This window comes from Loktanella sp. R86503, from assembly GCF_042466455.1.
Lineage (GTDB): Bacteria > Pseudomonadota > Alphaproteobacteria > Rhodobacterales > Rhodobacteraceae > Loktanella.
Genome location: NZ_JAXHCI010000002.1, coordinates 85,168 through 96,752, shown reverse-complemented (window position 1 = coordinate 96,752; position 11,585 = coordinate 85,168). Strand labels below are relative to the sequence as shown.

General features: G+C 55.7%; 13 protein-coding genes. 9 read left to right on the top strand and 4 right to left on the bottom strand.

Annotated features, from left to right (window positions below):
- Positions 1 to 73: 73 nt before the first annotated feature.
- Genes SJY10_RS01485 through SJY10_RS01470 form a run of 4 tightly spaced genes read left to right on the top strand, consistent with a single transcriptional unit; the run spans position 74 to position 3,403 of the window.
- Complete coding sequence (locus SJY10_RS01485; protein WP_386679245.1) at positions 74 to 859, top strand: hypothetical protein; 786 nt, start codon at positions 74 to 76, stop codon at positions 857 to 859.
- Between the two features lie 5 nt (positions 860 to 864).
- The gene (locus tag SJY10_RS01480) at positions 865 to 2,226 is read left to right on the top strand and encodes a tetratricopeptide repeat protein (protein WP_386679244.1); all 1,362 of its coding nucleotides are present in this window, start codon (positions 865 to 867) and stop codon (positions 2,224 to 2,226) included.
- A complete protein-coding gene (locus tag SJY10_RS01475; RefSeq protein WP_386679243.1) occupies positions 2,223 to 2,624 on the top strand; it encodes a DUF6165 family protein in 402 nt (133 codons plus the stop codon). The genes SJY10_RS01480 and SJY10_RS01475 overlap by 4 nt, the downstream gene beginning before the upstream one ends.
- Positions 2,621 to 3,403, top strand: coding sequence for an FkbM family methyltransferase (locus SJY10_RS01470; protein ID WP_386679242.1), 783 nt, complete (start codon positions 2,621 to 2,623; stop codon positions 3,401 to 3,403). The genes SJY10_RS01475 and SJY10_RS01470 overlap by 4 nt, the downstream gene beginning before the upstream one ends.
- A gap of 387 nt (positions 3,404 to 3,790) precedes the next feature.
- On the opposite strand, the gene SJY10_RS01465 is transcribed toward SJY10_RS01470, so the two are convergent.
- Positions 3,791 to 4,132 (bottom strand): hypothetical protein, encoded by a 342-nt coding sequence (locus SJY10_RS01465; RefSeq protein ID WP_386679241.1) that lies wholly within the window; start codon positions 4,130 to 4,132, stop codon positions 3,791 to 3,793.
- Positions 4,125 to 4,409, bottom strand: coding sequence for a rod-binding protein (locus tag SJY10_RS01460; protein WP_386684442.1), 285 nt, complete (start codon positions 4,407 to 4,409; stop codon positions 4,125 to 4,127). Before SJY10_RS01460 ends, SJY10_RS01465 begins: the two co-directional genes overlap by 8 nt.
- Before the next feature lie 7 nt (positions 4,410 to 4,416).
- On the opposite strand from SJY10_RS01460, the gene SJY10_RS01455 reads away from it, so the two are divergent.
- Together SJY10_RS01455 and SJY10_RS01450 are read left to right on the top strand one after the other, a co-directional pair.
- Positions 4,417 to 6,111: a flagellar hook-length control protein FliK gene (locus tag SJY10_RS01455; protein ID WP_386679240.1), complete on the top strand. Its 1,695-nt coding sequence runs from the start codon at positions 4,417 to 4,419 to the stop codon at positions 6,109 to 6,111.
- 9 nt (positions 6,112 to 6,120) lie between these two features.
- Positions 6,121 to 6,795, top strand: a complete 675-nt coding sequence (locus SJY10_RS01450; RefSeq protein ID WP_386679239.1) for a flagellar hook capping FlgD N-terminal domain-containing protein — start codon at positions 6,121 to 6,123, stop codon at positions 6,793 to 6,795.
- On the opposite strand, the gene ubiB is transcribed toward SJY10_RS01450, so the two are convergent.
- Together ubiB and ubiE are read right to left on the bottom strand one after the other, a co-directional pair.
- Complete coding sequence (gene ubiB / locus SJY10_RS01445) at positions 6,792 to 8,321, bottom strand: 2-polyprenylphenol 6-hydroxylase (RefSeq protein WP_386679238.1); 1,530 nt, start codon at positions 8,319 to 8,321, stop codon at positions 6,792 to 6,794. The genes SJY10_RS01450 and ubiB overlap by 4 nt on opposite strands.
- Positions 8,322 to 9,071, bottom strand: a complete 750-nt coding sequence (gene ubiE, locus SJY10_RS01440) for a bifunctional demethylmenaquinone methyltransferase/2-methoxy-6-polyprenyl-1,4-benzoquinol methylase UbiE (RefSeq protein ID WP_386679237.1) — start codon at positions 9,069 to 9,071, stop codon at positions 8,322 to 8,324.
- Positions 9,072 to 9,153: 82 nt separating this feature from the next.
- Between ubiE and mutM the strand changes: the two genes are divergently transcribed.
- The 3 genes from mutM to rpsT all read left to right on the top strand — a co-directional run bounded on the left by mutM (position 9,154) and on the right by rpsT (position 11,252).
- Positions 9,154 to 10,005, top strand: a complete 852-nt coding sequence (gene mutM / locus SJY10_RS01435) for a bifunctional DNA-formamidopyrimidine glycosylase/DNA-(apurinic or apyrimidinic site) lyase (protein ID WP_386679236.1) — start codon at positions 9,154 to 9,156, stop codon at positions 10,003 to 10,005.
- A gap of 61 nt (positions 10,006 to 10,066) precedes the next feature.
- Positions 10,067 to 10,843: an enoyl-CoA hydratase gene (locus SJY10_RS01430; RefSeq protein WP_386679235.1), complete on the top strand. Its 777-nt coding sequence runs from the start codon at positions 10,067 to 10,069 to the stop codon at positions 10,841 to 10,843.
- Between the two features lie 145 nt (positions 10,844 to 10,988).
- Entirely contained in the window at positions 10,989 to 11,252 is a 264-nt protein-coding gene (gene rpsT, locus SJY10_RS01425) for a 30S ribosomal protein S20 (RefSeq protein ID WP_386679234.1), read from the top strand.
- The last annotated feature ends 333 nt before the right edge of the window (positions 11,253 to 11,585 follow it).

Sequence of the window (11,585 nt, the reverse complement as noted above, 5' to 3'; positions counted from 1 at the left end):
ATATTGACCACCAACAGTTCAATCCGGACAGTGCGCAGGCATAAATGACAACCGGACGGCGAAGGGCAGATCAATGCGGCTATCGGTCAATTTCGAAAACACGCAAGGGACAGATCCGGGCAAAGGCCCAGTGCAGGTCGGCTGGTTTCTGAACCAGCGCAAGGCGGGCATCATCTATTTTCCGCCAGAGCGTGTACGTTCTGCCGACATGAACAAGACACACGCCAAAAGCGCGAGCCGGTGCCCTGCGGTGATCAACATGGAAAGCCGCTATTTCATGGTGCGCTGCCCGTTCGATCTGAACCTTGCGTTTGTGCGCGACAAGGACGGCAAACCGGCGCTGCGCAATTTGAACGGCGATATGTCAGGTATTCGCGCCAATAAGCTGCGCGAAAAGCTTCATATCACGGCAGAGCATGAGTGGCGTTATCCCGGCGTGCCGACGATCCAGCTGGAATTGCCATACGTCTTTATTGCGGACGAACCGGTTTACATGAGCCAGGTCGCGCCATTCTTGCACTATGCCAAGGTGCCGCTGCCGGGTACGATCTTTGGCGGGCGGTTCCCGATCAACGTGTGGCCGCGCCCGCTGATGTGGGCGTTTGAGTGGGCGGATACGGACAAGCCATTGAAGATAAACCGCGGCGATCCGTTGTTTTATTGCACCTTCGAAGTTGCGCCGGCAGATCGGTCTGTCGTGGTGTCAGAGGTTGAAGTGACTGAAGAGCTGACCGACTACATGGACCTGATCAGCGGTGCGGTGAACTATGTGAACCAGACGTTTTCCTTGTTCGAAGCGGCAGAGGCCCGCCGGCCGGCGAAGCTGGTGCAGCCGGTCAAGCGCACGCGGACAGACTGATTATCATGGATCAGACCCTAAGCAAGCTTAAGGCGGGTGCCCAGCAAGCGCACCGCGACGGTGAGCTTGACACCGCAATGGCAAGCTATGCCCGCTATCTGGCGCAGGTGCCGGACGATAGCGGTATCTGGTCCAACCTGGGCGTTTTACACCGCCGTGCGGGACGGCATCTGATGGCGCTGCGTGCGCATCAGCGGGCTTTGGCGCTTGACCCGGACGGGGTCAGTACGATGAACAATGCGGCCAATGTGATGTCCGATATCGGCCAATACGACGAATCCCTTGCGTTAAGGCACCGCTTATTGGCGCGGACACCGGATGATCTGGGGCAGTTGCAGATGGTTGTGCGCTGTTTGCGCGGCAAGGGCGATTATGCCGCCGCGATCAGTTTCGCGACTGATGCACTGGCGCGGTTTCCGGATGACGCAGAGTTACGCATGCAGCTGGCTTTTGCGCAACTGGGGCAGGGCAATTACGCGCAGGGGCTGGAAAGTTACAAGGCACGCTGGCGCGCCGGAGAGTTGCAGCCGCGCAATCTGCCGTTTCCCGAATGGCAGGGGCAAAGCCTGACCGGCAAGGTGATCGCAGTGCTGCCAGAACAAGGCTTTGGCGACGCGGTGCTATTCGCCCGGTTCCTGAGCGTGCTGCAAGGGCGTGATTGCCGGGTCGTCATGGCGGTGAAGCCACCGCTACGGCGTCTGTTTGCAAATCTGCCGGGCGTGGATGTGATGTTTGACAGTCTACAGGCGGATACCAAAGTCGATTACTGGGTCAACATGATGGACCTTGCGGCTTTGTATTTTCAGCAAGGCGGCGCAGTGCCGCCTCCTGCCGTTCTGACCGTTCCGGACGACTCCCGACAGCGGGCGCGGTCGTTGGTGGCCCCTTATGCAGGTAAGCTGAAGGTTGGTGTGGTCTGGACCGGATCGGTGACCTATCGCGGGAACGGTTTCCGGTCGTTCAGTCACCGCGATGTCCTGCCGCTGGCCGACGTGCCGGGCATCCAGCTGTTTTCTTTATATAAGGGACCGGAGCTAAAGGCGTATTATGCCGATGGGGCGGATGGTTTCATCATTGATACGGGCAGCACAGAGCGCGACTTTGCTGATACTGCTGCGATGATGCAGGCCTGCGATCTGGTCATCACCTCTGATACCGCAACAGCCCATATTGCCGGATCGCTTGGCGTGCCGGTGTGGTGTATCCTGCATTGGGATGCCTTTTGGGTCTATACCCACCACGGTGCGTCAACCCCGTGGTATCCGCAGATGCGCCTGATGCGGCAGCATCGCCCGCTGGATTGGTCCGGCGTGATGGCGGATGTAACCGATGCCCTGCAGAAGACCATGTCGGAGGCGAAAGCATGAAGGATATCCTTGTTCCCACCGCACCGGGGGAATTGATCGACAAGCTGACAATCTTGCGGCTGAAAGCGGAACACATCAACGATGCCGCAAAACTGGCGAACGTGCAGCACGAGCAACAGGTTCTGACCGCCATTGCTGACGATGCCCTGCCACAAAGTGATGCTTTGGCAAAGCTGTGGGACGAACTGTATCGCATCAACGGCGATCTTTGGGTGATCGAGGATGATATTCGCGCCTTTGAGGCGCGCGGCGATTTTGGCCCCGGCTTTGTCGCGCTTGCGCGGGCTGTCTATGTGACCAACGATGAACGCGCCGCCATCAAGAAGCGGATTAACCTTCTGCTTGGCTCTGCTATCGTTGAAGAGAAATCCTATTACGCCCCGGAGACAAATCGATGACATCTGCCAAACGTGCCCCTGCCGACCGTATCAAGGCGGCCCGCCGCGATTTATCCGCGCTGCGCGCCGAACTGACCGAGGCACTGCGCACGGAGCGGACCCGCAAGCGCGGGCCGATGGTGCGGATGATGCACGAAGTTCAAGGAATGCTGATCCCGGGCTTTCCCTATGCCTCACAATCCGGGCAGGATCAGGCGGTAGAGCGCATTCTGCAGGGGAAACGTGGCGGCGTATTTGTCGATATTGGTGCCTATGACGGGCTGACTGGATCAAATTCTTTGTATTTTGAAAAGTATCTGGGCTGGTCCGGCACCCTAGTTGAACCCGTCAAGCAAAGCCGCGACAAGGCAGAGGTTTGGCGCAGCAGCCCCTGTTTGCCCTATGCCATCGCGGAAGCCGACGGCGAGGCGTCCTTTATCGCCGTAACGCAAGGCTATACGCAAATGAGCGGTATTGAAGGCGCATATGACGCCGGTCTGCTGTCGCGTGTGCGGTCCGATCCCCGCCACGCGGAGGAACGGATCACGGTGCAAACCCGTAGTTTAAACAGCCTTTTTGCCGAACTTGGCCTGACTCAGGTCGATTTCGTTTCGCTTGATATCGAAGGTGGCGAGTTGGCCGCGTTGCAGGCTTTTGACCCCGCGACATGCCGTGTCGATGTCTGGGCAATCGAAAACAACACAGGTGGATCGCAAATCGCATCCCTGATGAGGGAGCGCGGCTATAACCTGACCGAGTTCTGCGGGGTGGACGAAATCTATGTCCGTAACGATTTGTAAACCAAATTCGCACGCATTGCGCGTTTAAGGCCGCCTTCATACCCCGCGTTGCATGCCTTTTGGCACGTCAACGCGAGGAACGAACCCATGAGCGGTAACCCGAACCAACCGATCATCATCAAGCGCAAAAAGGTCGTCAAAGGTGGCGGGCACCATGGTGGGGCCTGGAAGGTTGCCATGTATTTAATCCTTTAGGGGCAGCATTTTGCGGCCCTTGTTTTGGGAAAGCGCCCCTGCGCTGGGGCTATGACACGCCGTTCTGACGTTTGTAGCCGCATCTTCGTCGGCAGTACCGTCCGTTTTCGAACTGGCTTTGAGGTTAAGGTCTTACTCTAAATACCAGGTTAACGGCTGGCTGTATTTTCAATAAAATTTCAGTTTAATTTTTTAAGCTTTGCGCTCTAATGTATCGTAGCGGCATGCGACAATCTGGCGTTCACCATTTGCTTTATACAAACTTAACCCCGTACGGACTTCAGATATAGCCTTTAGCCGTGATTGCGCGGACTTAATGCCGTCGCAGATCGCCAAGAGAAGTTGGGAATTTCGCTTTAAGTCTGTTTGAATATGAGCGCTAATTGGTGCTGATAGCGCAGTTGTCGAGAGTGACTGAGACAATAAATATTTCTGCTTTGCAAATTCTGGCAAGCTATCAAAATCGCCACTCATAATCGACTTTCGTTCTTTTTTTAATAGTTCAAGGAGTGCATCGGCAGTAGGGTCATGCATAAACGCGAACCTTCATTGCATCGAATAGAGATTCGGCTAATCCAATTCCGCCGGCAGCAATAATATTTTCTGCCTGAGCGTCCCTTAGAAACGATGCGAAGCCGTCTTCGCCATCGCCGCCTCCGAATGCCCCATTTGATGCGTCGAAGCCGGAAGCTTTCAACATTTCGGACAAAAAGGTGGCTTCCAGCTGCTGAGCCGCAGCCATTAATTTTTCATCTGATGTTACCGGTACGTTGCGGGCCTGTGGCGGTACGGCGGCTGGTATTGCGGACATCGGTGTCATGTTGGAACCTCTTGATTACATTTTTTCCGTTGTGGCCGAGAGCGGTAAAAAGTTCGTAACCTTCATGGAGCAAAAGGGGGAAATCAGTACAGAAAGTTTCGCGATGCAGTCTTCGATTGTCATACCTACCAGTGTCGTTGCGACATCTTTTAACAAGGGTGTGGACGACGTTAACAAGCTTAGTTCTCATGATGTTACCACTAATTTCTCTAATGTTTTCTTTCGATTGCCGCTGCCCGCTCAGATATCGACGCCCCCCGGGCACTTCGCCGAGGGCGACACTGATTCGCTGAATGGGCAGGTGGGCGGAAACGCTGTTGACGATGATCCGTTGGCAAAGGAAGAGCCGGATCGTGAAGTGTTAGTGCCCGAGGATCTTGGCATAGCCTCATCGCATTCGAGACCTGAAACAGTACGTGGTCTGCCTGCCGTGCCTCCTTTGCTAGAACCAATTTTTCCTAAAAATAAGGTTGCCGACCTACTCACTGAAAAACTGGACAATCCTGTATCGGAGTCGCGGGATGAGCCTTGGGCGCTTCGGCCTAGCAATATTGTGAGTGAGTTGCCGCGCGAGCAAACAGTAAATAGCGTCCAAAATGCTAGTAGCGTTCAACCAAACGTGGGGGCGTTGGTGCGGGAAAATACGCCCGGTGCTATGGGGGCTATTGGCCTAATCGAAATTAGTTCAACCATGAAGGCATCTGACAATACTCAATTCAGCCAGGTGGATAATAAGGCGTCTTTATCAAGCCAACCTTATATAGCCTTCCCTGAATTAGATTGTGAAACCCAGAAATTTGTTGCCGCGTCTGAAAGTGGCAAGGGGGTCCATATTTTGACTGAAGACCTTAAGCAGAAAATGCTTCCTATGTCCGACAGCCCAACGACCGACTTGCAAAGTGCGAAAAGTGTCACTCCATTTTTCGAACAAAATCGGGGGGCTGATGGTGCGAGTTATGTGAATACGCCTGCGGTTTCATTCGCGTCGCGCGATGGTAAGCCTGCAGTCTTGGCAATATCTGACGATAAGGGACCGAAACCGCAGGGTGCCGAAAAACAACCTAGCGCGATCAGGCAAGATATCGGACAAACGTCCGATTTGACACCTAAACAGGCAGCATTTGATCCGTCCCATCTTGCGAAAAATGATGACCTCCAAGTTGAACCAAAAAATCTAACCGTCAGTGATAAGGATATAGGGACGCAGGCTGTAAACGGGCTTGTGACTATGGGGAAAGCGGATCCACAGATTACTGGATTGCATCGCCCGCAAACGCCACTTCTCGCTCAGCATGTGGCGCAACAGCTTAGTGTCAGTGTGCGCCAAGCATCGGACCGCACAACTGAAATCGCGCTCGATCCAGTTGAATTGGGTAGAGTTCAGATGCAAATGAAGGCCACGGATCAGTCAATCGTCCTTACTATTATGGCGGACCGACCTGAAACGGTAGATCTTATGCGTCGAAATATCGATATATTAAACCAAGAGTTTAAAGCACTTGGATATACTTCGGTCACTTTAAATTTCAGTTCTGCGCAAGACAACGCCGGTTTTGGCATGTCCGGCGAGACTGGTTCCGATAATCAGGCTGGGAGCGGTGAAGCCGAATTGACTTCAATTGTTGACGCGGTAGATGCCGCACCTGCCGATTCACTCCGCAATGCGGACGGCAGTCTTGATCTTCGCTGGTAGGAGCGACTAATGGATATTAATACGATAGCAACCAGTACGACACGGTCGACTTCAATACAGACCGCGGACAATAGTAGCGGGACCAAGATTAGCTCTGATTTCGAAACGTTTTTAAAAATGTTGACGGTGCAGATGCAGAATCAGGATCCGCTCAACCCTGTCGATTCAGCGGATTATGCGACACAACTCGCGACTTTTTCTGGGGTTGAACAGCAGGTGCAAACAAATGATCTGTTGCGTTCACTTGTGGGGCAATCGGGGACCGGGGGCCTTGCCCAGCTGGCGGGTTGGGTCGGAATGCAGGCCCGTGCAGCCGTTCCAGCGTACTATGATGGTGGGCCCGTAAGTGTCGTTCCAAAGGTCCAGAGCGGTGCCGATGCAGCGCAGCTTGTTGTTTTCAACGACACCGGGGCCGAAGTGCAGCGCTTGGATATCGGCTTGGACAATCAGGCAATTGCCTGGAATGGTCTTAGGGTGAATGGCCAGCAAATGCCGGACGGCTATTATCGCTTTGAAACAGTCAGTTACGCCCTTGGTGAGGTTGTTGCCAACAATACGGCCGAAATATATGCAACGGTAAGCGAAGTTCAGGTTCGCAATGGCGCAAATACCCTCGTCTTGTCTGGCGGCCGAACTGTCGCAGCGAGTGAGGTTACAGCAGTGCGCGATGCTGCTTTGTCCTAAACTAGGCTTTGAATGAACCAAGCAGCTCCAACGATCACGCCCCCCAGCGCCATCCATGCGGCCCGCGCCCGTCGTCGTTGCGGTCGTGGTGGTGGGGGCGGGTTGTTCAGGCGGATCAGGGCTTCTTCCGCAAGTCGTGGCAATTGGGGGCCAAATCGGGCCAAGACAAGGGCGGTTTTGCGCAGATCATTCACCAAAGCACGCGGGCCGATGCTTTTGCTGACATAGTCCGTCACGATAGGCTGGGCCACCTGCCAAATGTTCATGTGCGGGTCGAGCGATCGCGCCACCCCTTCCACAACAACCATAGTACGCTGCAGGTGAATCAGTTCGGTCCGGGTTTCCATGCCAAAGCGTTCTGTCACTTCAAACAGATAAGCCAGCAATCGCGCCATAGAAATGCGGCTGGCATCCATGCCAAAGATCGGCTCGCCAACGGCCCGAAGGGCGCGGGCAAAATCGTCAACGTCCATGTGGGCGGGCACATAGCCGGCTTCAAAATGGACCTCGGCAACGCGCTGATAATCTCGCCTGATAAAGCCGAACAGGATCTCGGCGTAAACGCGGCGGGTGTATTCATCGATTCGCCCCATGATTCCGAAGTCATAGGCAATAACGGTCCCGTCTGGCGCGACCTTCAGGTTTCCTTGGTGCATGTCGCCGTGGAAATAGCCATCCCGTAGCGCGTGATTTAAGAACAGTTGCAAAATGCGCGCGGCCAAAGCGGGGCGATCGACACCTGCCGCATCCAGCGCGATATTATCGCCAGCACCGATTCCTTCCACCCAGTCAAGCGTCATGACGCGGCGGCCGGACAGGTGCCAACGAATCGCAGGCACCCTGAATTTCTCATCTTTGGCTGTGTTGGCTTGAAACTCTGCCGCGGCGGCGCTTTCCAGTCGCAAATCAAGTTCACCCATCACCACGCCTTCAAAGTGCGTTATGACATCCATCGGGTGCAACCGGCGCGATGCAGGAGAAAGCACTTCGATCATGCGAGCGGCAAAGTAGAATGCGTCGATGTCCCGGCCAAACGCGCGCTCAATGCCGGGCCGCAATATTTTGACGGCAACCGCTTCGCCCGTTTCAATCAGTGTCGCCTTGTGCACCTGCGCCAGCGATGCTGCCGCGACCGGTTCGGAGAAGTTAGAGAAAATCGATTCGACCGGCACGCCCAGTTCGCTTTGCACAGCGGCCTTTGCTTCGGCGATAGAAAACGGCGGCAGCTTGTCCTGCAGCACACGAAGCTGCACAGCCAGGTCGTCGCCAACAACATCGGGCCGGGTCGACAGGATCTGGCCGAACTTGATATAGGCCGGCCCCAGGGCCGTGAGGGCACGTGGGGCGGCAGGCATGGTTGCATCGCCGCTATAGCCAAGCCACTGAAATGGCCAGACAATACCGCGCACGACGCTGCGTAGCAACGGACCTGCCTCAAAGGCATCCATGATGACTTTCATGGCGCCGGTCCGTTCTAGCGTTGCGCCGGTACGGATCAGGCGAATGATATTATGAGGACCGCGCACTTATAGTTTCCATCCGGAATGTAGCGCAGCCACGCCAAGGGTCAGATTGCGATACTTTGCGTTATCGAAGCCCGCCGCCCGTACCATTCCCAAAAATGTATCCTGATCCGGGAATTTGCGGATCGATTCGACCAAATACTGATAACTGTCTCGGTCCCCGGCAATGACTTGACCCATGCGGGGAATCACGTTGAACGAATAGGCGTCATAGGCTTTTTGCATCATCGGATTTGGCAGCTGGCTAAATTCCAGCACCATCAACCGCCCGCCGGGGCGCAGCACGCGATACGCTTCGTTCAGCGCATCCTGCGGCCGGGTCACGTTCCGAATGCCAAAGCTGATCGTATAAACATCAAACGTATTGTCCGGGAATGGCAGCGCCATGGCATCACCGACAACCCAATCAAGCTGATCGTGCATGCTTTCTGCCTCGGCGCGTTTGCGCCCCTCGATCAGCATGGATTCGGTAATATCCAGCACGGTCGAATGGCCAGACCCTGCGCGTTTCAGAAACCGGAACGAAATATCGCCGGTGCCGCCAGCCACATCCAGCAGGCGTTGGCCGGGGCGCGGGGCCAGCCAGTCCATCATTGCATCTTTCCAAATGCGGTGCACACCGCCCGACATGACATCGTTCATAATGTCGTATTTACTGGCCACGGATGAGAAAACGCCCTGTACGCGTCCGGCTTTGTCCTCTTCGCGCACGGTTTCAAAGCCGAAGTGGGTGGTTTTGTCGCTTTCGGTCATGGCTTGCGGTCCTGTCCTTGTCGCACCAGATGTAGTGTGCCGCGACGGTCCTACAATGTCGCATCCGCTGAAGGAACAGCCAATGCCCGAATTGCCAGAGGTAGAGACAGTCCGCCGCGGACTTTCCCCCGTCATGGAGGGACATATCATCACGCTGGCAGAGGTGAATCGCCCAGATCTGCGCTGGCCGTTCCCTGACCGTATGGCCGACCGTTTGACCGGTGCGCGGGTCGAACGGTTGCGGCGGCGGTCGAAATATATACTGGCAGACCTGGACAGTCAGGAAACCTTACTGATCCACCTTGGCATGTCGGGGCGTATGTTAATTACCGGCGCGATGCTGGGTGATTTCCATCACGACCACCCCGCGCCGGCAAAACATGATCATGTCGTGTTCCACATGGGGCAGGGCGCGCGGGTCACGTTCAACGATGCGCGCCGCTTTGGTGCGATGGACCTGATGCCAACCGCGTCCGCCGCCGAACACTGGCTGATGAAGGACCTGGGGCCAGAACCTTTTGCCAATGATTTTAATGAATGCTATCTGGTCGCCCGTCTGAAAGGGCGCAACACGCCGATCAAATCGGCCCTGCTGGACCAACGCATCGTCGCGGGCCTGGGGAATATCTATGTCTGCGAAGTGTTGCACCGCGCGCGCATTCATCCTGCCCGCAAGGCCGGCCTAATTCCCGAAAAAGACCTGTCTGAATTGGTCCCCCTGATCCGCCAGGTGCTGCAAGAAGCCATTGCCGCAGGGGGATCATCCCTGCGCGATTACCGGCAGGCAGATGGAGAGTTGGGCTATTTCCAGCACGGATTCGCCGTCTATGGTCGCGAAAGTGAACCCTGCGTCACCCCCGGCTGTAGCGGCACGATTGAACGTATTACGCAGTCGGGACGCTCATCCTTCTTTTGCCCGCAATGCCAAAGATAGCTTGATCGCGGCGGCAGTTTTGCGCATCACATGGTGTCTGACCTGTTGAACGGAGGGCCGCATGGCCTATGAGACCATAATCGTCGACACCGCCGACGACGTCGCCACGATACGCCTGAACCGGCCCGACGCGCTGAACGCGCTCAACCAGATGCTGCTGAACGAATTGTGCGCAGCACTGGAAGAGGCGGATGCCTCTGACAAGGTGCGCTGCATCATTGTGACCGGTTCGGAAAAGGCGTTTGCCGCTGGCGCTGACATCACCGAAATGGCCGACAAATCCTACGTGGATATGACGACGCAAGCCTATTTCCAGAACCAGTCCCGTCGGATCGAACAGATCCGCAAACCGATCATCGCGGCCGTATCCGGTTATGCGTTGGGTGGCGGGTGTGAATTGGCGATGATGTGCGATTTCATCATCGCCTCTGACACGGCCAAGTTCGGCCAGCCCGAAATCAACCTCGGCGTTATTGCCGGTATGGGGGGCACCCAGCGCCTTGCACGTTATGTCGGCAAGTCCAAGGCGATGGACATGAACCTGACCGGCCGTTTCATGGACGCCGAAGAGGCGCTGTCTTCTGGCCTTGTCAGCCGTGTCGTGCCTGCGAAAAAGCTGATGGAGGAGGCGCAAAGCGCCGCACAAAAGATCGCGGCCAAATCGCTGTTGGCCTCGATGGCTGCCAAGGACGCCGTGAACCGCGCGTTCGAAACAACATTGGCCGAAGGTCTGAATTACGAACGCCGCACTTTTTACGGCCTCTTCGCAACGCAGGATCAAAAAGAAGGCATGGCTGCCTTTCAGGAAAAGCGCGAAGCGCAGTTCCGCGACAAGTAATGCTTTCCTTTTAGGCGGGGCCGGTCTATAGGCCCCGCTACATGCGCGTGATGCCCGCTTTGGCAGATCATTCCGGTAATGAACCCGGTGGGCCTCTTGGGCGCGCAATAGTATTGTATCGACCTAGAAAAGAAGGCCCAGAATCATGGCAAATACTCCACAGTCCAAAAAGCGTGCAAAGCAGAACGAAGCCCGCTTTGCAGTCAACAAAATGCGCCGTTCGCGTATCCGGACGTTCCTGCGCTCTGTTGAAGAAGCAATTGCTTCCGGCGATCAGGCCGTTGCTGCTGCTGCTCTGAAGGCTGCTCAGCCTGAACTGATGCGCGGCGTGTCCAAGGGCGTCGTCCACAAAAACACCGCAGCGCGCAAGATGTCGCGCCTGTCCAGCCGCGTCAAAGCACTGGCCTAAATCCTTAGCCGATCGGCACGCTGTTGCCCGGTTGCATAGGTTCCAAACGCGTCCTTCGGGGCGCGTTTTTTTTCGCCCAACCGGCTTTGGGGAAAAGTTGTGTGACGTTTCAAAGACGTCAGAGATTCTTAATGGCCGGGATAGGAGTCAAGCGCGTTGTTCTGTTGTGGACAACCCAAACCCCTTGCTAACTTACCCAAGCGATTCACATCGTTCCGGGGGGGACATGGGATTGCGGCGCAGGCAGTATGCGAACGGGGTCGTGGAATGGCCCTTGGATCGCCGCCCGGGTAAGTCGTCGTAATCAACGCAGCCAGACTGTTACACCGTGGA